The organism is Agrobacterium sp. SOY23 (assembly GCF_027212525.1).
Taxonomy (GTDB): domain Bacteria; phylum Pseudomonadota; class Alphaproteobacteria; order Rhizobiales; family Rhizobiaceae; genus Agrobacterium; species Agrobacterium tumefaciens_I.
In genome coordinates this window covers 220842-243791 of sequence record NZ_JAPWDT010000004.1, presented here as the reverse complement: position 1 = coordinate 243791, position 22950 = coordinate 220842, and the positions used below count along the sequence as shown (strand labels likewise).

The following is a 22950-nucleotide window of genomic DNA, read 5'->3' as shown; positions in this document are numbered from 1 at the left end:
ACTTGAGTTGGGATGCCCTACTAACTCGTGAAGACCAAGTTGCCGCTATCCGTAACCGCCAGTGAGAGCGTGGTGTCAGCGCTGGCAACACCGCCAAAGTGAATTCTTCTGACTGGCGAACGATCTACAGAGCCAATCCGGGGAAAGAAATCAGATAACTGGAAAGAGAACACGCTGGTGCCAGCGGGGAAATCCCGCCAAAGATCGGCCTCGGCTCCGTCCTCGGTTACGAAGCAGAATCGGAGCGAGCAACCGGTGCCACCAGGAACGGATACCTTTGCGGACATTACCGAGTTCTGATTGACCCTCAGGCCTTTCGGCTCAAAGACAACATCGTTCCACTCGCCTGTTGCGGCCAATGTGTGGTCGGTGGAGAGCGCACCGGCCGGGAGATGTAACCCTCTCTTAGCGGCGAGATAGTTTGACCTGATTTGATTGACGACATCCGCATTCCACACCCTGATACGGTCGTGGACATCCAGGCCGACATCGTAGTTCGAAACGAAGAGCTGGCTCACGCCCAAGTCAACGGTACCGCTCTCGTGGGCGAACGACACGGAAGCGCGAACGGGATTAAAGCCAATTTCCGAGAACTGCTGGCGCCACCAGCCGATACTGTGGAGCAAGCTATGGGTCGGGTCTCGATGGAGAATTTCGTCCACTACCTCCTTGGGTCCTGAATATGGTCCTTCCCCCACGATTGGCAGCATGTGGAAATGGATTGCTGATCCACTTACGCGCTTCAATTCAGCGAACGCAGCTTCTTTGAGTGCGGTCGGGATATGCTCAATCGCGTGGACTGAATAGACAAAATCGAAATGCCCGTCCGGGTAAGGCAACTGTTCAGCCCCTGCCAGGACGACGTTGTCATGCTCTCTGTTGGCAATTGCCCATTCAGAAACATCTATGCCATGCGCCTCGACACCGAGCTCATTGAGATGCTTGACGATAATCCCCGTGGCGCAGCCAATTTCGAGCGTGCGGACAGGCCGGAATACCTCGAAAACGAGCTTGGCTATTTCTCGATAGATAGCCGATGTGCGCGCCACCTCAAGGTAATTGTTATATACCGTCCCCTTCGTCTGGCCGTTCTGGAAATAGTCCGCATCAAAATAATCGTATTGCATGGTGTCTTCCTTTGTCGGGAAGCTAGCATCCAGATATTTCAAACTCAATGTGGCCCAGGAGTTCACCACCTCTCACCTCATGAAAGTGTACGCCGGTGGCCGAGCGTTGTCCCACCGCCAGCAAACGAAAGCATGAATGCAGATCATCGTTTTCTGTCGGCAGCAGCTTCAAGCTCCTCAATGCGTCTCAGTAAGTCCGCGGTCTCCAGTGCTTTCCGCTGAGCTTCTATGATCGAAACAACGCCCTGTGCCTCGGAGGGCGATATCTCGCCTCTACCGACCGCCTGGAGAATGCCAGAGATAGCAGCGGGGATTTCCGAGGCTGTTGCGGTGCTGGGGATGCTGATCTGGATCGGTCGAGCAACAGGAGCGGGGCGGGGGTGGATGTAGGCTGATGCCTTTTCGGCAGCCCAGTCCCTCCGCTTCAGATCCGCGTTTTCATCCATCATCACTTCCATCAGATATTCCAAGGGTGATTTTTTCGAGCCAAGGATATCAGCCGCCAGTTCCGCAGTACGCTGGTTCATTGTTCCCGGCTTCCGGCCGGCTCCTGGTCTCGCTCCACCTATCTTTGCCATGCTCAAATATTTCCTGATTGTTTTCAGTGTACGGAGAGCAGCTCAGGCTCAAAATCTGCGGGGATGTCGTGGCCGTCGCGATCCAAGTAGATCGTTGCGAAGCACACGACTCTGTCGGTCGGCGTTTCGTTGATGCCTTTCTCTTTCAGCATCTTGGACACGTCAGCGCTCGTATGGCCTCCGCCGGTTCGGACCAAGATGAGGCGTGCCCCGCCGGTCCTGTCGTTTTCAAGCTTCTCTAGCCGCGATACGAGATTTCTCATCTATACCATCCTCAGAGGCTTACGCTCGCAGCCTGCAATGTTTGCGTGGCCGGCGTTGAAAATAATAATCGGCTGGAGCCCATCCTGGTGAATGCCCTCATTGGACAGAAATGCATCAATTTCTTCCCGAGGGTGGCCATCAGCCAATATTACCACAACTGACCGCCGAAGCTTCGAATGAGATGCATTCTCCAGTCTTCCCACGCGTGCTCGGATACCTGCCCGTCCGCGCCAACTGAAAGCGATGTGCCAGAGGGTGGGTTGATCGGATAGAACTTGCCGTCCGGTCCAAACTGGCCAGCTTGGGCGCCGTACTGGTTCGCCTCTTCCGGGGTAGCCTGTCGGAACTGCTGACCCGCGTTTGGTGAAGAAAGCCATTGCCCGCTGTTTGGGTCGTAAAGCTGACCATTGCCGGCATTGACGAGGCCCTGTCTGTCTGGCTTCGAGAAATTGCCGACAACGCTTGCCCCGCCCTGATTGTCGGTGCGGATCAAGTCGCCATTCTGGCCGAGCATGAAATCAAAGCCCATCTTTCGGCCTTCGGTCGCTTGCTGCCAAAGAGCAAGTCCGCGTTCCCGTGTGATGGGGTTCTGCACCATGCGGCGGATGAGGTCCGCATTGACGGGAATGGTGGGCTGCTGCGCCTGCGGCTGCGAGATGACGCGGCCCGATGAGTCAGCAACCTGCATCGGGGCGCGGGACTGCTGAGCGGGAGCCGTGGGCGAAGCCATGGTGTAAGGCGCCGCGTCGGCGCGTGGCTCAACCTTCACCATGGGATCGACGTAAGCAGTTTCTGCCCCGCTGGTGTCACCCTGTTCAAGCGGTGCAATCGCCTCGATAGCAGCAGCCCCACCATTGGGCGGGACGTTGCGGAATTCGTTGGCGTAGTAGTTCTGCGCCATTGCCATGCGCCGGGCAGCTTCACCGCCGGGGCGGTCGTGACCAGCGAAGGCCCAAGCGTTGTTCATAAGCTGCTGAGCTTCCTCCACGCTCTTGGCGCTGTTGAGCTTCTGGATAAGCGACGGGTCTTCCTGAAGGAAAAAACGCGCTTGACCTTCCGGGGAAAGGTCGCCAGTCGCAGCAAGAGCCTGATAGCGCGGGCCGCGCCACGACATGATGCCACCAGCAGTTCCGGGCTGACCGCTCTCGCTCGGGTCGCTCCATGTGCGCATGGCGTTCTTGGCAGACCAGCCGCTTTCTGCCTTACCGGTCGATGCGACGGCAGCGAGGCCAAAGGGGTTGGTGAGACCGCCAGCACGCACCGTCTCGATAAACGGCTTGTAGGTGTCACCCTGAAGAGCGGCAGGCGCTGACGACACAACCGGTTGGCCCGGAAGCTCTTTCGATGTGACGGGGCCGGTGAAGGCGGTTTGCGGCTGCTGCTGGTTGGCACCGCCGAACAACTTGCTGAGAAAGCCGCCACCGGATGCAGGTGAGGGAGCTAGACCCCGCGCGGCTAGATCCTCGTTGATGATTTTGCCGGCACCGGCATTCACCGCGAGGCTTTGAAGATTGCCTGCCAGTTTGTCGAGCCACGAATGGTCTGGCTGCGGAATAATAGGATTGGCGACGGTGAGATTTGCGATTGCCATCAGAAGAGACCTCCCACCTTGCCGCCGGTCAGGGCGCTGACGCCGCCGTTCAGGAGCTTGCCCAAGAAACTGCCGCGGGCCGTGTTATTGGCTTCCATACCGGTCGCCCACTGGTTGTTTGCGCCCTGCAAACCCTGCGTCACGCCGCTTTCGAGGCTGAGTCGATCATCGGCGGAGTCCTGATAGACGCCAGAGCGCGCGCCGTAACCGCTTGCCTGACCGCCAGCCGCAGAGAGGCCCTGAGACGAAACGCCAGACAGACGATCCAGCCAAGAGCCATATTCCTGATTTGCCAGCCCTTGGCCGTACTGAGAAAGCGCTGTCAGCGTGTTGCCGCTGTTGAGCATGCCCGAGGCAGAGGCGCCGCGTAGGGCCGCCTGCGTGCCTTGGTCGAGCGCAAACTGATACCCGGGGCCAGCCTGAAACGCGCCGGTTGCAGCTGCATTGCCATCTGCGCCGTTCAAACCAAGCGCATTGTCATACATGCCGCGTGCGTTGTTGCCGCTGTCCACCCAAGGCTGATAGACGCCGATGGCTTTGTCCAACTCGCCAAGAGCCTTTCCTTCGCCATCCGCGATGATGTTGTTTCCAGTCGCACGAAGCGCAAAGAGCGCGTCCTTGTTCTGGTCGGACGCCGTCATCGTGGCTTTACCGGTCTTGCTTCCGGTCAAAGAGCTGAGAAAACCCATTATCTGCACTCCATCGTCTTGAGGTCGCCGGGGGCAAACAAGCCCGAGAAATTGCGGCCAGTTGCCCTGAGCTTCTCGGCGGCTGCCTGAAGCACGAATTCATTGGGGGTCATCCCCGAGCGGTTCGCAGCGTCGAAGAGGTTTTCGCGAAATCCTTCCATGACGGTGGCGCCCCGAAGCGCGATAGGAACGTGGCGTTCTTTGGGTCTCTTCGATTTCTCGTCGTGGTCAGTCATCAGAGTGTCCCCTTCGATATTTCTCGCTTGGATTCAGGCATTTACAGTGGATAGACTGGGAATCAAGGGGATAGAGACACAGCGCGACGAGAGCTTACGCGGCTTTACTGAAGTTCAATGCCCGCCGTCCGCACCATATAAATTTAGAAGGGCACCTATATTTTAAACCGATAGGTGGAATACCCTGTTTTTAATCTACCTTTCTGCTCACTTTTTACCCGTCGAAAAGCGCGCGTTCACTACGGTGATCGAGCGAATATTCGATGCCAATGAAAGCAACCTGTCCCGATGATGAGGTCCTCTTGCAGATTGTCACCTTAGTCCCTGCAACGAGGTGAGGGGTAAGGCTGGGTATCGTGCAGTAGACAATCCACTCAGCCTGAGCGGAAAGTTCTAGTGAACCTGTGAATTTCAGCAAACCGCGCTTCGCGAAACCCGCCCGGACGTGCCGCATCCCGATCTGCATGAGTGAGATACATGGAAAGCCCAACTGCAGCTTGGCGGGCGGGAACGCTATTTCAGTTTGACTAATTTGTTGGAAGCTCCCTGTAAGATGTAAGCATTTTCATGTACGCAGCCGGCTCTTGCGGCTTCAAGAGTTGTGCTTCCCCCACCTTCTAACTATTGTCGCGAAAGTTGTCTGAAAGGGACGAAAATGAATAATGAAAGTTGTCCGTGCTGCGGATCGATCGGCACGACGCACTTGTTTCAGAGGCGGCTTGATGTTTCTGGCGACAGCGTTGAAATATGCATATGCTCTGCATGTACGGCGATCACAAACCGTACGAACTTGCTCAAAGAGCAGGTCGATTCTGTCGAGGCGTTGCAAGTCCAGATCAACAGCGCTGATGGGTTCTATAGCCAAAAAATCGATGACCTTCGCCTACACCAGAACAGAGAGAATATCTCTTTCTTGAATTATCTGGTGGGGAACATCATCGGAGGAAAATCGATTGTCGATCTCGGTGCTGGTGAGGGGTATTTAGCTGCCGCCGCTTGCTCGTTTTACGAGACGTCGTGGGCGATCGACATCAACGTCGACCTTCTAAACAAAACAGTGCCTCAGTTTGGTCTGGGAGATAAACTGAAGGTTGCCGGGTCGCTTGACGACGTTCCTGGCAACGTGGATGCCATTTTCATGTGGCACACGTTGGAGCATATCCCCAACGCTTTTGAGCTTGGAAAGGCTGTGACCACGAAGCTGAAAGAAGGTGGCCTTTTCGTCTGGCAGGTTCCCGCATATCGAGATCCATATGTCGTGTATTCACACTATACGTTTTTCAACGACCGGGCAGCTAGGGTATTCACCGAGTCTGTCGGGCTGGAAATCGTTAACGTGTTTCACGATGAGGCGCTTCAGTTTTTGACTGTGGTCAGCAAAAAGCCGGAGACAACCTCTGTCGATGTTGTCGTTGAGGCGACCGTACCCGTGGAAAAACCTTCCTTTTGGAAAAGGTTCCGCGCAAATACACAATAGCCTTTCGCGCGTCAGCGGGGGCGAGAGACTAGAAGGACAATCCTAACTGTGCGCGCGAAATATTTATCATCTGACAAGCTCATACCGCTAGAGGGCCAGAGAGGCATCGCAGCCATAATCGTGGCGGTTCACCATTTCGTTCTGGCGTTTCATCCTTCAATATCTGGAATCATAGCCGACAAGCGCAACGACGGCAGCTTGGTGGGATCGCCTTTCTTCTTTTTCATAAACGGCAACGGAGCAGTTTTTTTCTTCTTCACCCTGTCCGGGTTCGTTTTGAGTTGGGGATACTTCAAAAACCCCGATCCATACCGCTCACTTTGGTCTGGATTAAAGCGCTGGCCGAGGCTCGCTGGACCGGTTGTCGTTGTCTGCCTATTCAGCGCGCTTCTGTTCCGGGCAGACTTATATTTCTACAAAGACGCGGGGGCCAAGAGCGGCAGCTATTGGATGCAAACGTTTGGGCATTCTTCCTTTAACGAAAGCTATCCCTCATTCCTCACTGCCATCTGGCAGGGACTGACGACTTTTTTCTCAGGGCAGTCTGGAGTAAACCCAAGCCTCTGGACAATGGTCTACGAGTATTATGGCAGCCTTATCGTTTTCGCCGCAATGCCTGTCCTTTCGAAGTTAGGCAACAACAGGTCAATTACCTTCATCTGTATGGCATGCCTCGCAACGATTTTCGGTGTTTCAGGATCTGGATTGCCTGCCTTAGCTGGCATGGCGTTCATGCTGCCGTTCATCGTTGGAATGGGAGTATCGTTTGCCATAAGCAGATGGGAGATTCACGGGGTTAATTTGTACTTATCGGCGGGGATTTTAGGGTTCGGTATCTATTTGCTTGGATATTTTGAACCCTCACAGGCCTATGCATGGTCGTCGGCGCTTGCTGCCGCTTCTCCGCAAATCGCGTGGTCTATTATTTACTCTGCTGGCTCCGCCTGCGTGATATTTGCGACTATGACGAACGGTAAAATATATGGCGTTATGAACAATCGGCTGATGTTCGCGCTCGGTCGTCTTAGTTTTTCCTTGTACCTCGTCCACCTTCTTGTATTCGGCTCAGTCTCGAGTTGGCTTTTTCTCCACATATTTACAAATGGAGGGATGCCTCTTTTCGCGACTACAGCGGTACTTTGCGTGTCCATCGCCTTGCCACTTTGCTATTTCGATGAATGGTGGGTGCGGTATCTGAACGCCAAGGTCGACTGGCTACGGCGTGCTTCTGCGAGGTCATCATTTAGCTTATCTCGCATGCCCTCAACGGCTGAAAATGATGTGGAGCGAAGTCGGCGTTCTTGATGTCTCGGCACTCTGCGCGTGTTCGATCACTTGTGCCCGCGTCTGATGCCTGTCGTCGACATCAAGATCTAGAGCGGCGGTGCCTTTTGTGCTGTTGCCGCTTTCGTTGCTAGATTGGGGGAAGGCGCATCTCGAGTTTGCATTTGTCCTATTTCTGCAACCTGAGTCTTCCCGGTTTCGGCTAGATATGAAGCTCAAGCGGGCTGAACCGTCGCCTCACCTTGCCGCCACCTTCAATTCGGCTTTACGGCTTTCAAAAGCATCTTCGACTACATCCTTAAGAAGGTGCAGGCGTTTGACGGCCTTGCGCCTCTGCTTCTCGCACCGGATGTAACCCAGACTTTACCCGGCGTTGGGACACCTGTTCACGGCTGCGTCATTCCTTCTTGAAAGTTATCAAAAAGAACCTATTGACCTTGCCACGATGGGAAGCCCTATCTTTTTCGATATAAAGAAAAGAGGGGTCATACGCATGTCACAAATGGAGATCCGGGCGAGTCATCAGATTGCGATCGACGGCATGACATGCGCCTCCTGTGTGGGTCGCGTGGAGAAGGCGATTGCCAAGGTGCCGGGCGTTTTGAAGGCCTCGGTCAATCTTGCGACCGAACGTGCCGATATCTCCTTTTCCGGATCGCCTGACCTGCCTGCGGTGATCGCCGCGGTTCGGCATGCGGGTTATGGCGTCGAAGAAAAAACCGTCGAGCTCGATATTGAAGGCATGACCTGTGCTTCCTGCGTCGGGCGCGTCGAAAAAGCGCTGAAGGCGGTTTCCGGTGTTTCCGATGCGAGCGTCAATCTCGCGACCGAGCGTGCCACCATCCGCGTGGCGGGCAATGCCGCCTCTGCCGCCACCTTGTCGGAGGCGATCAAGCGGGCGGGCTACAAGGCGAAGGAAATCGTCGCTGACAAAGCCGGTGATGCGGAGCAGGACAGGCGCGCAGCGGAAATGAGCAGCCTGAAAATCAGCCTCGCCGTGGCCGTTGCCCTGACATTGCCGGTCTTCGTGCTGGAAATGGGTTCACATCTGGTGCCCGCCATCCATGATTTCGTCATGGAAACGGTCGGCATGCAGGAAAGCTGGTATCTGCAATTCGTGCTGACCACGCTGGTCCTGTTCGGGCCGGGCCTGCGCTTCTTCAAAAAGGGTATTCCCGCGCTTATGCGGCTTGCACCGGACATGAATTCGCTTGTGGTGCTGGGCACTGCCGCCGCCTGGGGATTTTCGGTGGTCGCGACTTTCCTGCCTGAAATCCTGCCGCGCGGCACGGCCAATGTCTATTATGAGGCCGCCGCGGTCATCGTCACGTTGATCCTGCTCGGCCGTTTCCTTGAAGCGCGCGCCAAAGGCCGCACCAGCGAGGCGATAAAGCGGCTCGTCGGCCTGCAGGCCAAGTCGGCCCGTGTGCTGCGCGACGGCGAAACCGTCGATGTACCGCTGCAGGATGTGCGAACGGGCGATGTGATCGTCGTTCGCCCCGGCGAGAAAGTGCCGGTCGACGGTCTGGTTCTCAGCGGCTCTTCTTATGTCGATGAATCGATGATCACGGGTGAGCCGGTGCCGGTTACCAAGACGGAGGGTTCCGAGGTCGTGGGTGGCACGGTGAACCGTAATGGCTCCTTCACCTTCCGCGCCACCAAGGTCGGCAGCGATACGCTGATCGCCCAGATCATCCGCATGGTGGAGGAGGCGCAGGCCGACAAGCTGCCCATCCAGGCGCTGGTGGACAAGGTGACCAACTGGTTCGTGCCGGCGGTCATGCTGGCCGCACTCGTCACCTTCGCCGTCTGGTTTATCTTTGGGCCCGATCCGGCCTTGACCTTCGCGCTCGTCAATGCGGTTGCGGTTCTCATCATCGCCTGTCCCTGCGCCATGGGCCTTGCCACGCCGACGTCGATCATGGTCGGTACCGGCCGCGCCGCCGAAATGGGCGTGCTGTTCCGGCGCGGCGATGCGCTCCAGACGCTGCGCGACGCCGATGTCATCGCGGTCGACAAGACCGGCACGCTGACGCTCGGCAAGCCGAAGCTGGTGCATTTCAACACGACCCAGGGTTTCGATGCGGATGAGGTGCTGCGCCTTGTCGCCTCGCTCGAGAACCGGTCTGAGCATCCGATTGCCGAGGCGATCGTCGAGGCTGCAAAACATGGCGGTCTGATGCTTGCCGAGGCTGAAGCTTTCGAGGCGACCCCCGGCTTCGGTGTCGCGGCAATGGTCGATGGCCACCGGGTAGAGGCGGGTGCTGACCGGTTCATGGTGAAACTCGGTTATGATGTCGGGGCCTTCGCCGCCGATGCCGAGCGGATGGGCAGGGAAGGGCAGTCGCCACTTTATGCTGCCGTCGATGGCAGGTTGGCCGCGATCATCGCCGTTGCCGATCCCATCAAGCAGACGACACCGGAGGCGATTGCGGCGCTGCATGCGCTGGGCCTCAAGGTCACGATGATCACGGGTGACAATCGCCGCACGGCGGAAGCCATTGCCCGTCGCCTCGGCATTGACGAGGTGGTGGCCGAAGTGTTGCCCGACGGCAAGGTGGAGGCGGTCAAGAGGCTTGCCGCCGGCGGACGACGGGTCGCCTTTGTCGGCGATGGCATCAATGATGCGCCGGCGCTTGCCGCAGCCGATGTCGGGCTTGCCATCGGCACGGGCACGGATGTCGCGATTGAAAGTGCCGACGTGGTGCTGATGTCCGGCGATCTGCGCGGTGTTGCCAACGCGATTGCTCTCTCCAAGGCGACGATCCGCAATATCGGCCAGAATCTGTTCTGGGCCTTTGCTTACAATGCCGCGCTTGTTCCCGTGGCGGCCGGCATATTGTATCCTGTCAACGGCGTTCTGCTGTCGCCCGTCCTTGCTGCCGGAGCCATGGCGCTTTCCAGCGTCTTCGTATTGACGAATGCGCTGCGTCTGAAAAGCTTCCGTGCGCCGCTGGTGGACAGATCGTCCGACCTGCAGCTTGCAGCGGCCGAATAGGAGGCGGATATGGTGACGCCTGGCAACACAATCTATCTGCCGCAGATCGGCCGCAGCATCATGGCGGCTGCCGGCGAGACCGTGCTTCAGGCCGCGCTCGCCGCCGGCATTGCCTATCCGCATGGCTGTCGCATGGGCCGTTGCGGCGCCTGCAAATCACATCTCATCTCCGGTGAGATCGATCTTCTCAAGCATACGCCCTTTTCATTGACCGAAGAGGAAAAGGCTGAAGGCCTCACACTTGCCTGCCGCGCCGTGCCGATGAGCGATATGACGATCGGCTGGCTCGACGGCGAGGATGAATTCGCCGATATCCCGACCGGCCGTTTCGAGGGCACCGTCGTGGAAGCGGTGGATGCGACCCATGACATCAAGCTCATCCGCATCCGGCTCGAGGATCGGGCGCAGTTCACCTTCAAACCCGGGCAATATGTGCGCCTGCTTTATCCGGACTGTTCGCCGCGCGATTATTCGATCGCGAGCAGGGTGGATGAGGAACTGATTGAATTTCACATCCGGCATGTTCCCGGCGGCATGACGAGCGGCCGCATCTTCTCGCTCGCCAAAGCGGGTGATCCCGTTACGATCGTGGGGCCTTTCGGCTCGTCGTTCCTGCGGGAAAAACATTGCGGACCGATCCTCGGCATTGCCGGTGGCTCCGGGCTTGCCCCCGTGAAGGCCGTGGTCGAAGCGGCGCTTGCAGCGGGCCGGGAGCGTCCGGTCCATGTCTATTTCGGTGCCCGCGCCGAGCGCGACCTTTATATGCTCGACCGTTTCGAGGACCTCGCCACCCGGCACGGCAATCTGAGCTTCGTCCCGGTTCTTTCGAATGAAGACCATACGAATATCCGTCGCGGTTATGTCGGTGCGGCAGTGGCGGATGATTTCGACGATCTCGATGGCTGGAAAGCCTATATTGCCGGCCCGCCGGCCATGATCGAGGCAACGGTGCCGCAGCTTCTGGCGCGCGGCATGCGTACGGCCGACATTCATGCTGATGTATTTTTCACCCCGGAAAGATAGGAGCAGGATCGATGAACATTGGCACAGCCGCCACCGCCTCCGGTGTTTCTGCAAAGATGATCAGGCACTACGAGACGATCGGCCTGATCAAATCGGCAAGCCGCACGGATTCCGGCTACAGGGTCTATACGGCCAATGATCTGGAAACGCTGCGTTTCATCCGGCGTGGACGCGATCTCGGTTTTTCCATCGAAAAGATCAGGCAGCTCATGACCCTGTGGCGCGATCCGGGCGGCGCCTCCTGCGATGTCAAACGCATCGTCATGGAACATGTCATCGACCTGGAAGCAAAGATGGATACGCTGAGGGAGATGGCCGACACGCTTCGGAACCTCGCCACCTATTGCCCTGACAATGGCGAGCCGGAGTGCCCGATCATTCATGACCTCGCCCATGCGGAAGATCTTGATTTTTCGACGGTTGCCGTCGTGCCCAAACGGACAGGCATGCTGAAGGGGACATCCGGTCCGGCGATGGATTTACAGCGTCCCGCGAAATAGGCCCCGGTTCCCTTTTGGGGGCGAATGCAGTGCAAATGCCAATCATGATGAAGGAGAGCAGGCCATGTGGATACAGATAATACAGCGCTTCTTTATTCTGTGCCTGATGCTGGCCATTGTTTCCGTCATCGCGTTTCTGTTGCCTTATATGGCGGGCGGTGACCCGGCGCGCACGATCCTGTTTTCGCGCATGCGCGATACCGCGCTCGATCCGCATGCGGTGGAGGCGTTGAGGGTCAGTCTCGGGCTCGACCGGCCGCTTTACGTGCAATATTTCACATGGTTGTGGAATGCGCTGCACGGTGATCTCGGGTTTTCCTTCACCAGCAGCCAGCCGGTGGCCAACGAGCTTTTGCGTTCTCTCGGCGTATCGGTGACGCTTGCGTTGACGGCATTGGCCATCGCGGTCGCCGTGGCGCTGCCGCTCGGCACGCTGGCGGCCATGCGTCCGGGCGGGCGGCTCGACAATTTCGCGACGCTGATGATCCAGACCTTCGTCGCAACGCCGGAATATTGGTTCGCGCCCATGTCGGCACTGGTCTTTGCGCTTTATCTCGGCTGGTTGCCCTCGGCCGGCTGGGACAGCTGGCGTTCGCTGGTGCTTCCCGCGCTGACGCTGACATTGCGGCCGCTCGCCTATTTCACGCAGGTCACGCGCGCCGCCATGGCCGAGGTTCTGCGCGCGCCCTATATCACGGCGGCACGCAGCCGCGGCCTTGGCATGCATGGCACGGTCATGCGCCACGGCATCCGCAACGGCTCGCTGCCGGTCGTCACCTTCTTTGCGCTGTGGCTTGCGGGCCTGCTTGGCGGATCGGTGGTGGTGGAGGTCATCTTCGCCATTCCCGGCATGGGCCGGCTTCTCTACGACGCCGTGATCAATCGCGACATCCCGATGCTGCAGGGCGGTTTCATCTGCATCGTGGCCCTGTCCATTCTGGTCAATACCCTGGCCGACAGCTTTTATGTTCTGATCAATCCAGCAATGCGAGGTCAACATGACCACTAGTCTTTTCACGAGCGCGCCTGCCGCCGCCATGCCGATGACCTTGCCCACGCGCCCCTCGACACTCTCCCGCTTCACGGATTTCATCCGCCGGCGGCACTGGACCTTCTATGCGGGATCGGCAATCTTTCTCGCCATCATCCTGCTCCTGGTGATCGCGCCGTCGATTTCGCCCTATAATCCGGCGCAGCAGAACCTTCGCCTCAGACTGAACGCGCCGAGCGCCACCTATTGGCTCGGGACGGATCATCTCGGTCGCGATGTGCTGAGCCGGCTTTTGATCGGCGGCCGTTTCACCGTCACGATCGCCGCCATCACCGTCATTCTGTCGGTCGTCATCGGAACCTTCATCGGCATCATCAGCGGCCGCAGCCGCGGTATCCTCGATGAGGTGCTGATGCGCGTGGTCGACCTGCTTATCGCCATACCTGACGTGGTGATCGCGATTTTCCTCGTCGCCATCTTTGGCCCCGGATATGGAACGCTGATCGCGTCGCTGACCATTGTCGGCTGGACACCCTTTGCGCGGCTGGCGCGCGGATTGACGCTGTCGATCAATTCCCGCGAATATATCCGCGCGGCGGAAGTGCTCGGCTGCAAGCGGGGCTTCATCATCTTCCGGCACATCATTCCCAACACCATCTGGCCGATCGCGGCCGTGGCGTTCCTACGCTTCGGCCACAAGCTGATCACAGTAGGCGGCCTGTCATTCCTGGGGCTCGGCGTACAGCCGCCGGCCGCCGACTGGGCGCTGATGCTCTCCGATGCACAGGCCTATGCCGAGCGCATGCCGGTTCTCGTCATAGCACCGGGTCTTGCGATCTTCCTGTCGGCGCTCAGCGTGACCTGGATCGGCCATGGCCTCAATCTGGAAACGAAGAAAACGAACAGCCATTGACGCCTGCAAACAGGTGAAGGCAGATTTGACGATTATCAAACATAGATGAGGCCGCAGGACCGGAAGGAGAGTAATATCGTCTGAAGCCGCATGAAAATACGCAAATGCCTCCGATTCAATAAAAATAAGGGGAACTCTTATGAATATCGAAGGACAAACGCTTGCCAACACGGCCATGTCCCCCGAATGCGCACCGCTTCTGGAGATCGAGGACCTGCACGTTTCGGTGCCGGCGCAAAATGGCCGCAAGTTTGTTATTTCGGGCCTGACGCTTTCCGTCAATGCCGGGGAAGTCGTCGCTCTCGTTGGCGAATCCGGATCGGGAAAGAGCATGACGGCTCTGTCGCTGATGCGGCTTCTACCGCAGGGCGCGGAAATCAATTCCGGCCGTATTTCCTTTGCCGGACGCGACATTCTCGCTCTTTCATCCTCCGAACTCGATGCGCTGCGCGGCGCCGATATCAGCATGCTGTTCCAGCAGCCGCAGGCCATGCTGGACCCGACCAGCCGGGTGAGGACGCAGGTGGCCGAGCCACTCTGGATCCACCGCAAGATGAGTCGCAGCGCGGCGCTGAACCGGGTCGTCGGCCTCCTTTCCGATGTCGGCATTCCGGATCCCTCGGCGCGGGCGCAATGTTTCGCGCACGAGCTTTCCGGCGGCATGGCGCAACGTGTGATGATTGCCGCGGCACTGTCGGGCAATCCGCAGCTCCTGATCGCCGATGAGCCAACGACGGCGCTCGATGTCACCGTGCAGGCACAAATCCTGCGCCTGCTGGATGATGAACGCCGCAAGCGCCGTCTGGCCACGCTGCTCATCACCCACGATCTCTCGGTTGTCGCCGCCTTTGCGGACCGGATCGCGGTCATGTATGCCGGCCGCATTGTCGAGGAGGGGCCGACGCAGGCGATCCTCAAGGCGCCTCAACACCCCTATACCAAGGCGCTGATCAGCTGCTCGCTGCTGACGACCGACAGCGAGGGACAGTTGCTGACGATCCCCGGTTCGGGCGCACAGGCCCATGACATGTCCTGCGGCTGCCGTTTTCATCCGCGTTGCGCGCTTGCCAAGTCTGAGGGCATGGGAAGCCGCTGCATGGCGACGGAGCCGGCCTTGAATGCCTTGCCTGAAGGGCGCAAGGCGCGGTGCTGGGCAGTCGGCGATGACCATGCCGATCACGACTATGCCGGCCATGCGGTTTGTTGAAGGAGGCGATGATGTTATCCAAAGTCATGACACAGATGCCGCCCTCGGCGGAAAACAGCAGCCGGCCCTATGTGGTCGCGAAGAACCTCTGCAAATATTATCCCATATCGGGCCTCGGTCACCGCGTGGTGAAATCCGTCGATGATGTTTCCCTGACGATCGGCGAGGGGGAGGTGCTGGGTCTGGTCGGTGAATCCGGCTGCGGCAAAAGTACGGTTGCCGGATTGATCACGCGCCTGACGCACGCGACGCGGGGTGAGGTCAGCATTGGAGATCACGACATATTGCACATGCAGGGCGAAGCGCTCCGGCGCATGCGCCGGGTCGTGCAACTGGTGTTTCAGGATCCCTATTCGGCACTCGATCCGCGCATGCGCATCGGCCAGAGCATGGAAGCGCCGCTCGCCCAGCACGGCATCGGCACCCGCGAGGAACGCACGGCGCGGGTTTTCCGCATGCTGGAGGAGGTCGGTCTCGACGGTTCCTTTTATGACCGGTATCCGAGCCAGTGTTCCGGCGGCCAGCTGCAGCGCGTCGTCATCGGCCGCGCGCTTCTCCTCAATCCGAGCTTCCTCGTCTGTGACGAACCGACATCGGCGCTTGATGCCTCGATGCGCACGCAGATCCTGAACCTCCTGATGGACATGAAGCGCCGTCACGGCCTGACGGTGCTGATGATTTCCCATGACCTGCGCGTCGTGCGTTATCTCTGTGATCGCATCGCGGTGATGTATCTCGGGCGCGTTGTTGAAATCGCCGATCGTGAAGAGCTTTTCCGGGCGCCGAAGCACCCCTATACCAAGGCTCTCATCGCCTCGTCGATGCTTGACGAGACCGGCTTATATGCGCCGGAAATGCTTCTCGACGGCGACCTGCCGAGCCCGCTCAATCCTCCGGGCGGCTGCAAGTTTCACACTCGCTGCAAATATGCGACCGCGATCTGCGGTGAGGTGGAGCCGGTTCTGGAAGGCGTTGCAGGCGAGCATTTCGCACGCTGCCACCGCTGGCGGGAATTGGGCTGAGGGGTGGCGCAGTTACAGTTTTCTGTTGCGGTAAAAACAGATGAATTGTGTGTTTGTGGATTAATATCGGAATAAAATTCCGAGTATGAAAACATAAAATAAAGAATATCCAGATGGATAATCGAAAGATATCCATTGGGTATTCTTTTTGTCTGTTGATTAATCGCAAATATTGAATGGAAATTCGTGGAATATGTGAATTGAGAGCGTTATCATCAAAAATAAAAGGGGAATATTCTATGATGAAGCACGCACTTTTGGCGACCTGCGCCATCGTCGTCTCGTTTGGAACGCATGCGGCAAACGCCGGAACAATCACCTATGACGATTATACGGGCGTCAAGACCGGCTGGCAAATGGCCTCCGACGACGCCTATCTCGGTTCGCGCGCGGGCTGTTTCGAAAGCCTGGTCCGCGTCGGCTATGACACGAAACTGGAGCCGGGTCTTGCCGAATCCTGGGCGCAGACCGGACCCAAGGTTTGGGAATTCAAGCTGCGCAAGGGCGTGAAGTTCCAGAACGGCGAGCCGCTCAATGCCGCAGCCGCAGTCAATGCGCTCACCAATCTCTTGAAGGCGCCGGTTCCGGCCCGTGCCTTTTCGCCCAAGCTCATCGCTGCCGTCGATGCCGGCGGTGAGGATATCGTGAAGATCACGACCATCGAGCCGTCGGTGTTGCTGCCGGCGCAGATGGCAAGCCCGGCGACCTCGATCCTCGCGCCGGCCGCCTACAAGGATGGCAAGGTCGATCCGATCGGAACCTGCACCGGGCCGTTCAAGATCACCAAGGTCGATGCTAACCAATATATGGAGCTGACCGCGAACCATGACTATTGGGCCGGCATGCCGAAGCTCTCGGGCGGTCGTGTGAACTTCATTCCGGATGCGGATACGCGCGCCACCCAGATAAGAAGCGGTGAAGTGCATATTTCGCGCGTGATCCCACCCTGGGCGGTAAAGACCATAGAAGCCACGAAGGGTGTCAAGGTTGCGCCGATCACCGTGCCCCGGATTACGGAGATGCTGCTCAATAATTCGAAGCCGCCGTTCAAGGATATCAAGGTTCGGCAGGCGATCCGGGCTGCCATCGACACCGCCGGTATTGCCGACAGCATCTATGAAGGCGCGGTAAAGCCCGCAACGATGCCTTTCGCACCGGGAGAGCCGTGGGCGCCGAAAGACGTCACACCCGCTTATGACGTGGAGAAGGCAAAGGCCCTGCTGAAAGAGGCGGGAGTTGCTCCCGGCAGCCTGAAGCTGACGCTTCTGGCCTACACTGAAAGAACCGAACTCAAGGACGTTGCCGCCGTTATCCAGGCCCAATTGCAGGAAATCGGCATCAAGGTTGATGTTCGCGTTGCCGACTACACCGCGATCGAGCCCGATCTCCTCTCCGGCAATTTCGACATGGTCCTTCTGTCACGCGGTTATGCCACGGATGTTGCGGAACCGATCGGTTTCCTCAATGCCGACTATACCTGCACAGGCGGCTACAACATCTCGCATTATTGCAGTGAGGAAACGGACAAGCTGATCAAATCGGCCTATGCGGTGGCTGAGCCGACCAAGCGTTATGCCATCTATGCCGAGGCGGCGAAGAGAGTCTACGACGAAGCCGTCACCGTCTACCTCATCCATGAAACCGCTTTCGATGCCTATTCGGAGAAGGTCGTAAACTTCAAGCCACATCCGATCAACTACTTCATCATGACCAAGGATCTGGCGACGAAATAAGCCGATCTGACGGTCCTGACGAAACGTGGCCTGGCTCGCAAGAGCCGGGCCATTTTGCTGATATGATGCGGTCGCGCAGCAGCCGGATGCCGGATCAGGGCCATTACCGTCCGGGCTAAATTTCTCGACAATGTGCATGATATTGATTTGGAATGACGAGCTACGCCAAACACTCCGCCGTCATCCTCGGGAACAAACGCGAGGATGACGGCAAGAGACGTGAATCTTTCGCCACCGGCTTTGGGAGAGATATCTGTTCGGAGGACTGAAAGGACGAATTCAATGTCGTCCAACGGCTGTCACGCAGGTTCAGCGTGAAGCGAGGTAGGCGAGCCGGCGGCGGCAGGATAAAACGCCGCCGGTATCTTTCGTTCAGGCGCGCGCTTCCGGCGTATAGCCAGCAGCGGTGATGATTTCGGCAATACGGGCTGCATCGGAGACACCGCCGACCACGACCGTGCGGCTTGCGGGATCCGCATGCACGGCAGCACCGGGAACGGTCTTTTCGATCGCGCCCTTGATAACCCCGGCGCAGTGACCGCAGGTCATGTCTTCAACGTGGAAAGAAAGGCCTGCATTATCAGGTGCGGTGGTGATTTCGGCATGATGCTGGTGAGCGGTACACATAGGCGGTTCTCCATGGTTTGGAATTCTAACAGGACGGAGCCTGGACTATTCCAACGTGGGAAGGTCAAGCGCTTTATTCGCGCCAGCGCAACATGTGCATCGCCGGATCAGCTGCGCCAGAAAATCGGCATCAGCAGCACGAGAACCGTCAGGATTTCCAGACGTCCGAGCAGCATCAGGACCGACAGGAGATAGAGCGCCGGTTCGCTGATGGTGGAGAAATTGCCGGCCGGGCCGATAATCGGGCCGATGCCGGGGCCGACATTGGCAAGCGAGGTCGCCACGGCCGAGGTGGCGGTGAGGAAATCATAGCCCATCAGGCTCATGGCAAGGCTGCCGGCGATCCACAATGCGATGAAGCAGCTGATGAAGAGAAAGATGGTGCGGATGGTTTCCGGATCGACCACCTGCTGGCCGTAGCGCACGGAATAGACGGCGTTCGGATAGATCAGCTTCTTGAGGCCGGCTCGTGCCACGTTGAAGATGATGAGGAAACGATAGGCCTTGATGCCGCCCGCCGTTGACCCGGAGCAGCCGCCCATGAAGGTCGCAAAAAAGGCGACGACAACGACGAAGGGACCCCAGAGCGTATAGTCATCGCTGGCAAAGCCGCCGGTCGAGAGGATTGAGGTCATGTTGAAGAAGGAGTGGCTGAGCGCATCATCCAGCGGCACGCCGTTCCTGAAATGATGATAGACGCCGACCGCAATCGAGATTGCGCAGAGATAGCCGAGGAAGACGGCGATCTGCGGATCGCGCAGCGTCTCCAGCCGGCGGCGCACGGCAAGCAGGATCATGACCGAGAAGGGCAGGCTGCCGAAGATCAGGAAGATGGTGGCGATCCATAGCAGCGCCGTATTGTCGAAATAGGCGAAAGACGCGTCATGGGTGGAAAAACCGCCGGTCGCCACCGTCGACATGGCATGGTTCAACGCATCGAAATGCGACATGCCGGCAAAATCGAAAGCCACCGTGCAGGCGATGGTCATGACGATATAGATCGCCACGAAAGCCCGGGTGAAGCTTGCCAGCCGCGCGAAGGGCCGGTCGTTGCCGGTATCGGAGGATTCCATGCGGAAGAAGGTCATGCCGCCGACGCGCAGGAGCGGCAGGATGAAAAGGCCGAGCGCGACGATACCGATGCCGCCGAGCCAGCAGAGCAGCGACCGCCACAGAAGAATGCCCTGTGGCGCGTTGTCGAGGCCGGATATGGCGGTCGATCCGGTGGTGGTGATGGCCGATACGGATTCGAAGAGCGCCTGGCCGGGCGTCAGGTTGAGTTCGGACAGGTAAAACGGCACCGCGCCGACGATGGAAAACACCAGCCAGAGCAGGTTGACGAGCAGGAAGCCAAATCGCTTGTTGAAGGAGGCGATCGGCCCGCGGGTGGCCAGCGCACAGGCGAGCGCGAAGCCGCCGCACATGAAGCCGGAAAGCGCAAACACCATCCAGTCGTCATTGCCGTAATAAAGATCGGTCAGCGCGGGCAGGAACATGGCCGTCGCGAGATAGAGTCCGAAGATGGACGCCACATAGATGACCGAGCGCAGAAGGTTGCTGTTCAAGAAATGAAACCCAGAGTTCGTAGCCGCGCTGAAATGAGTCTTTGTCTCGGACGCCTTCCTATGGCATAGCGGGTGCCATTATGAATTTCAATGGATTGACAATCGTGGACAAGCAGCTTGTGGAAGCAGCGCGGCGGGAAGTGCGGGAGATATTTCCGGAAACGCCGCTGCAGTTGAATGAACATCTCAGCCGTCGATATGGTGCTTCGATTTGGCTGAAGCGTGAGGATCTTTCCCCGGTTCGTTCCTACAAGATTAGAGGCGCATTCAACTTTCTCCGCAAGGCGGTCGCCAAGGCCGGCAAGGACAAGATTTTCGTCTGTGCCTCCGCCGGCAACCATGCCCAGGGCTTTGCTTTTGCCTGCCGTCATTTCGGCGTCCACGGCGTCGTTTTCATGCCGGTGACGACACCGCAGCAGAAGATCGAAAAGACCCGCATCTTCGGCGGTGAATTCATCAAGATCCGTCTGGTAGGCGATATATTCGACCAGTGTTACGCCGCGGCGCGTCAGCATGTGCAGGACAATGACGGCTATATGGTGCCGCCCTTTGACCATGAGGATATCATCGAGGGGCAGGCGACTGTTGCTGCCGAGATCATGGATCAGCTTCCGGAAGGCACGAAGCCGGATATCGTCGTCATGCCCGTTGGCGGCGGCGGTCTTTCGGCCGGCCTGTCGGGCTTTCTGGCCGGCACGGTGAAGAAGGAAAACTTCGTGTTCTGCGAGCCGGAAGGTGCGCCGAGCCTGAAGAAAAGCCTTGAACGCGGTGAACCGGTGACGCTGAACAAGGTCGACAATTTCGTCGACGGCGCGGCGGTTGCCCGCATCGGCGACCTGAACTTCAAGGCGCTGAAGGACTTCCCGGCCGAGCAGGTCGTGCTCATCCCGGAAAATGCCATCTGCGTGACGATCATCGAGATGCTGAACCTCGAAGGCGTGGTGCTGGAGCCGGCGGGTGCGCTGGCGATCACCGCGCTTGAAAAGCTTGGCCGCGAAAGACTGGAAGGCAAGACGGTCATCGCCGTCGTTTCAGGCGGCAATTTCGATTTCGAGCGCCTGCCGGATGTGAAGGAACGCGCCATGCGTTACACCGGCGTGAAGAAATATTTCATCCTGCGCCTGCCGCAGCGCCCCGGCGCGCTGCGCGATTTCCTCAACCTGCTCGGCCCGGACGACGATATCGCCCGTTTCGAATATCTGAAGAAATCGGCCCGCAACTTCGGCTCGATCCTGATCGGTATCGAAACCAGCGCCAAGGAAAATTTCGGCGGGCTGCTGGAACGCTTCGAGGCGGCCGGTCTCGGTTATGAGGACATTACTGAAAACGACATCCTGTCGAACCTGATCATCTGATCTGGACAGGGCGACAGGGAAGGGCGGGCAACACCGCCCTTCGCATGTTAGATGAATTGAGGGAGTGAAAGCCATGGCATCGTTTTTTTCCAAAATCCTTTCGGCCTTCGGCTCCGGCCAGCCATCTTCCGACGCACCGCAGAAGGTGGCGCAGGCCGAGCCGCATGCGCATGGCGATTATCTGATCTATGCGATGCCCATCAAGGAAGGCGGTCAGTTCCGCCTGGCAGGGCGTATCGAAAAGAAGGCCGGTGACGAAGTGCTGGTGCATGAATTCGTACGCGCCGACGTCTTCACCAGCATGGACGATGCGGTGGAGTTCACGATCCGCAAGGCGAAACTCATCATCGATCAGAACGGCGCATCGCTTTTCCCAGGAAAATGATGACGTTTTCTTGCCCCGGACATTAAGATTCCGTTGTTTGCTTCGGCCTATCGTTCCTGAAGGGCATGGAGTCGCGCCAATCAACCCGCGCGACATGGATCGATAGGGCATGTGCCGATGCAATGGGCAAATCTGGCCCTCTTTCTGACAGAGGCCATCGTCTATTTTTCGGTAATGACGGCATTCCTGCATTACCGCCATATTCTCGGCATCGGTGTTTTCCTCACCGCGCTGGGCGTCATGCATTTCCTGGAAACCTATCTGGCGGCCGTCTTTTACGTCGAGCTGCCCTTTGGCGTGGCCTCGCCCGGCTCGTCGATCCTGTTTGCCGGCAAGCTGATGATGATCCTCATGCTCTATATGCGGGAGGATGCGGCGGTGGTGCGCCAGCCGATCTACGGCCTGTTCCTCGGCAATATATTGACCGTCATCATGGCGCAGATCGTCCATTTTCACCAGACGGTGGCGATCGTTCCCGGACAAACGGTCAATACCGGCTTTCTCGATGAGATGGGCGTGCTGATGGTCTGGGGAACCAGCCTGCTTTATATCGACGCCATTGCCATCATCCTGTTTTACGAGAAGCTCGGGCGTTATCTGCAGCGCCATATCGTGTTGCGCTTTGCCATCTGCGGCGTTGTCATCCTGAGCTTCGATCAGGCGGGTTTTTACGGTGCGCTGCGGCTTCTCTACAATGCGCCGGTCGATGTGTTTTATGATGGCTGGAAGGCGAAGATGGCGGCGGTTGGCATCTATTCGCTGCTCTTTGCCGCCTATCTCTGGCTGACATCGGCCAAGGGCCGTTTTCTGACACGCCGCAGCGTCGCCGATGTCTTCAACGATCTCACTTTCAGGGAACGCTACGAGGAGCTTTTGTCCCGCTCCGGACGCGATATGCTGACCGGCGTATCGGACCGCGCCCGAATGGAACTCGATGCGCCCTCCGTCGTCGTTGAATGTCTGGAGAAAAAGCGACCGGTCAGCGTGCTGATCGTCGATATCGATCATTTCAAGACCGTCAACGACACGTTCGGACACCTGCAGGGCGATGAGATCTTGCGGGAATTCGCCGCCGTGCTGAAACGCGCCGTGCAGCCGCTGGGACATCTCTACCGTTTCGGTGGCGAGGAATTCGTGGCCCTCCTGCCGGCGATGACGCATGAAACGGCGCTCGCATTTTCGGCGAGCCTCCGGGCGGCGGTTCTTGCGGACCTGCAACGGCCGGACGGTTCGCCGCTGACCGTCAGCATCGGTGTCGCGACGGCCTTCGAGGATGGGCAGCTTTTCCGAGCGCTTTTGTCGGAGGCCGATGCGCGGCTCTATGCGGCAAAAAATAACGGCCGGGATCAGGTCCACGGCCGTTACGGAATGTGGGTCGACTGATA

21 protein-coding genes are annotated in these 22950 nt (G+C 58.2%); 13 read left to right on the top strand and 8 right to left on the bottom strand.

Annotated features, from left to right (window positions below):
• Positions 1–20: 20 nt before the first annotated feature.
• The 6 genes from O3S81_RS13420 to O3S81_RS13395 all read right to left on the bottom strand — a co-directional run bounded on the left by O3S81_RS13420 (position 21) and on the right by O3S81_RS13395 (position 4485).
• Positions 21–1127, bottom strand: a complete 1107-nt coding sequence (locus tag O3S81_RS13420) for a class I SAM-dependent methyltransferase (protein WP_269343887.1) — start codon at positions 1125–1127, stop codon at positions 21–23.
• Between the two features lie 143 nt (positions 1128–1270).
• Positions 1271–1654, bottom strand: a complete 384-nt coding sequence (locus O3S81_RS13415) for a hypothetical protein (protein ID WP_269343885.1) — start codon at positions 1652–1654, stop codon at positions 1271–1273.
• Between the two features lie 74 nt (positions 1655–1728).
• Entirely contained in the window at positions 1729–1968 is a 240-nt protein-coding gene (locus O3S81_RS13410; protein ID WP_269343884.1) for a hypothetical protein, read from the bottom strand.
• Positions 1969–2117: 149 nt separating this feature from the next.
• Positions 2118–3560 (bottom strand): hypothetical protein, encoded by a 1443-nt coding sequence (locus O3S81_RS13405; RefSeq protein ID WP_269343882.1) that lies wholly within the window; start codon positions 3558–3560, stop codon positions 2118–2120.
• The gene (locus O3S81_RS13400; protein WP_269343880.1) at positions 3560–4249 is read right to left on the bottom strand and encodes a hypothetical protein; all 690 of its coding nucleotides are present in this window, start codon (positions 4247–4249) and stop codon (positions 3560–3562) included. The genes O3S81_RS13405 and O3S81_RS13400 overlap by 1 nt, the downstream gene beginning before the upstream one ends.
• Positions 4249–4485 (bottom strand): hypothetical protein, encoded by a 237-nt coding sequence (locus O3S81_RS13395; RefSeq protein WP_269343878.1) that lies wholly within the window; start codon positions 4483–4485, stop codon positions 4249–4251. The genes O3S81_RS13400 and O3S81_RS13395 overlap by 1 nt, the downstream gene beginning before the upstream one ends.
• A gap of 655 nt (positions 4486–5140) precedes the next feature.
• Between O3S81_RS13395 and O3S81_RS13390 the strand changes: the two genes are divergently transcribed.
• The 10 genes from O3S81_RS13390 to O3S81_RS13345 all read left to right on the top strand — a co-directional run bounded on the left by O3S81_RS13390 (position 5141) and on the right by O3S81_RS13345 (position 17633).
• Positions 5141–5962 carry a class I SAM-dependent methyltransferase gene (locus O3S81_RS13390; protein WP_269343876.1) on the top strand — a complete coding sequence of 274 codons (822 nt, stop codon included), beginning with the start codon at positions 5141–5143 and terminating at the stop codon, positions 5960–5962.
• Between the two features lie 48 nt (positions 5963–6010).
• On the top strand, positions 6011–7267 hold the full coding sequence (locus O3S81_RS13385; protein ID WP_269343874.1) for an acyltransferase family protein: 1257 nt from the start codon (positions 6011–6013) through the stop codon (positions 7265–7267).
• A gap of 472 nt (positions 7268–7739) precedes the next feature.
• Positions 7740–10244, top strand: coding sequence for a heavy metal translocating P-type ATPase (locus tag O3S81_RS13380; protein ID WP_269343872.1), 2505 nt, complete (start codon positions 7740–7742; stop codon positions 10242–10244).
• Positions 10245–10253: 9 nt separating this feature from the next.
• A complete protein-coding gene (locus tag O3S81_RS13375; RefSeq protein ID WP_442864915.1) occupies positions 10254–11267 on the top strand; it encodes a 2Fe-2S iron-sulfur cluster-binding protein in 1014 nt (337 codons plus the stop codon).
• A gap of 11 nt (positions 11268–11278) precedes the next feature.
• Positions 11279–11767 (top strand): Cu(I)-responsive transcriptional regulator, encoded by a 489-nt coding sequence (gene cueR, locus O3S81_RS13370; protein ID WP_269343870.1) that lies wholly within the window; start codon positions 11279–11281, stop codon positions 11765–11767.
• Positions 11768–11831: 64 nt separating this feature from the next.
• Entirely contained in the window at positions 11832–12776 is a 945-nt protein-coding gene (locus tag O3S81_RS13365) for an ABC transporter permease (protein ID WP_269343868.1), read from the top strand.
• Entirely contained in the window at positions 12766–13671 is a 906-nt protein-coding gene (locus tag O3S81_RS13360) for an ABC transporter permease (protein ID WP_269343867.1), read from the top strand. Before O3S81_RS13365 ends, O3S81_RS13360 begins: the two co-directional genes overlap by 11 nt.
• A gap of 139 nt (positions 13672–13810) precedes the next feature.
• Positions 13811–14878 carry an ABC transporter ATP-binding protein gene (locus O3S81_RS13355; RefSeq protein ID WP_269343865.1) on the top strand — a complete coding sequence of 356 codons (1068 nt, stop codon included), beginning with the start codon at positions 13811–13813 and terminating at the stop codon, positions 14876–14878.
• Between the two features lie 11 nt (positions 14879–14889).
• A complete protein-coding gene (locus O3S81_RS13350; RefSeq protein ID WP_269343863.1) occupies positions 14890–15900 on the top strand; it encodes an ABC transporter ATP-binding protein in 1011 nt (336 codons plus the stop codon).
• Positions 15901–16139: 239 nt separating this feature from the next.
• Positions 16140–17633, top strand: coding sequence for an ABC transporter substrate-binding protein (locus O3S81_RS13345; protein WP_269343861.1), 1494 nt, complete (start codon positions 16140–16142; stop codon positions 17631–17633).
• A 372-nt stretch (positions 17634–18005) separates the two neighbouring features.
• On the opposite strand, the gene O3S81_RS13340 is transcribed toward O3S81_RS13345, so the two are convergent.
• Together O3S81_RS13340 and O3S81_RS13335 are read right to left on the bottom strand one after the other, a co-directional pair.
• Positions 18006–18260, bottom strand: coding sequence for a heavy-metal-associated domain-containing protein (locus O3S81_RS13340; RefSeq protein WP_269343859.1), 255 nt, complete (start codon positions 18258–18260; stop codon positions 18006–18008).
• 107 nt (positions 18261–18367) lie between these two features.
• Positions 18368–19825, bottom strand: coding sequence for a TrkH family potassium uptake protein (locus O3S81_RS13335; protein WP_269343856.1), 1458 nt, complete (start codon positions 19823–19825; stop codon positions 18368–18370).
• Positions 19826–19905: 80 nt separating this feature from the next.
• On the opposite strand from O3S81_RS13335, the gene ilvA reads away from it, so the two are divergent.
• The 3 genes from ilvA to O3S81_RS13320 all read left to right on the top strand — a co-directional run bounded on the left by ilvA (position 19906) and on the right by O3S81_RS13320 (position 22948).
• Positions 19906–21180 carry a threonine ammonia-lyase gene (ilvA, locus tag O3S81_RS13330; RefSeq protein ID WP_269343854.1) on the top strand — a complete coding sequence of 425 codons (1275 nt, stop codon included), beginning with the start codon at positions 19906–19908 and terminating at the stop codon, positions 21178–21180.
• A 73-nt stretch (positions 21181–21253) separates the two neighbouring features.
• The gene (locus O3S81_RS13325) at positions 21254–21565 is read left to right on the top strand and encodes an HlyU family transcriptional regulator (RefSeq protein WP_269343852.1); all 312 of its coding nucleotides are present in this window, start codon (positions 21254–21256) and stop codon (positions 21563–21565) included.
• 117 nt (positions 21566–21682) lie between these two features.
• On the top strand, positions 21683–22948 hold the full coding sequence (locus O3S81_RS13320) for a GGDEF domain-containing protein (RefSeq protein ID WP_269343851.1): 1266 nt from the start codon (positions 21683–21685) through the stop codon (positions 22946–22948).
• Positions 22949–22950 lie beyond the last annotated feature (2 nt).

Coding starts and splice junctions, on each gene's coding strand:
- O3S81_RS13395 (WP_269343878.1), bottom strand. CDS start 4,485: ATGACTGACCACGACGAGAAATCGAAGAGACCCAAAGAACGCCACGTT.
- O3S81_RS13400 (WP_269343880.1), bottom strand. CDS start 4,249: ATGGGTTTTCTCAGCTCTTTGACCGGAAGCAAGACCGGTAAAGCCACG.
- O3S81_RS13390 (WP_269343876.1), top strand. CDS start 5,141: ATGAATAATGAAAGTTGTCCGTGCTGCGGATCGATCGGCACGACGCAC.
- O3S81_RS13415 (WP_269343885.1), bottom strand. CDS start 1,654: ATGAACCAGCGTACTGCGGAACTGGCGGCTGATATCCTTGGCTCGAAA.
- O3S81_RS13345 (WP_269343861.1), top strand. CDS start 16,140: ATGATGAAGCACGCACTTTTGGCGACCTGCGCCATCGTCGTCTCGTTT.
- cueR (WP_269343870.1), top strand. CDS start 11,279: ATGAACATTGGCACAGCCGCCACCGCCTCCGGTGTTTCTGCAAAGATG.
- O3S81_RS13355 (WP_269343865.1), top strand. CDS start 13,811: ATGAATATCGAAGGACAAACGCTTGCCAACACGGCCATGTCCCCCGAA.
- O3S81_RS13340 (WP_269343859.1), bottom strand. CDS start 18,260: ATGTGTACCGCTCACCAGCATCATGCCGAAATCACCACCGCACCTGAT.
- O3S81_RS13405 (WP_269343882.1), bottom strand. CDS start 3,560: ATGGCAATCGCAAATCTCACCGTCGCCAATCCTATTATTCCGCAGCCA.
- O3S81_RS13365 (WP_269343868.1), top strand. CDS start 11,832: ATGTGGATACAGATAATACAGCGCTTCTTTATTCTGTGCCTGATGCTG.
- O3S81_RS13410 (WP_269343884.1), bottom strand. CDS start 1,968: ATGAGAAATCTCGTATCGCGGCTAGAGAAGCTTGAAAACGACAGGACC.
- O3S81_RS13420 (WP_269343887.1), bottom strand. CDS start 1,127: ATGCAATACGATTATTTTGATGCGGACTATTTCCAGAACGGCCAGACG.
- O3S81_RS13350 (WP_269343863.1), top strand. CDS start 14,890: ATGTTATCCAAAGTCATGACACAGATGCCGCCCTCGGCGGAAAACAGC.
- O3S81_RS13375 (WP_442864915.1), top strand. CDS start 10,254: ATGGTGACGCCTGGCAACACAATCTATCTGCCGCAGATCGGCCGCAGC.
- O3S81_RS13320 (WP_269343851.1), top strand. CDS start 21,683: ATGCAATGGGCAAATCTGGCCCTCTTTCTGACAGAGGCCATCGTCTAT.
- O3S81_RS13360 (WP_269343867.1), top strand. CDS start 12,766: ATGACCACTAGTCTTTTCACGAGCGCGCCTGCCGCCGCCATGCCGATG.
- ilvA (WP_269343854.1), top strand. CDS start 19,906: ATGAATTTCAATGGATTGACAATCGTGGACAAGCAGCTTGTGGAAGCA.
- O3S81_RS13380 (WP_269343872.1), top strand. CDS start 7,740: ATGTCACAAATGGAGATCCGGGCGAGTCATCAGATTGCGATCGACGGC.
- O3S81_RS13325 (WP_269343852.1), top strand. CDS start 21,254: ATGGCATCGTTTTTTTCCAAAATCCTTTCGGCCTTCGGCTCCGGCCAG.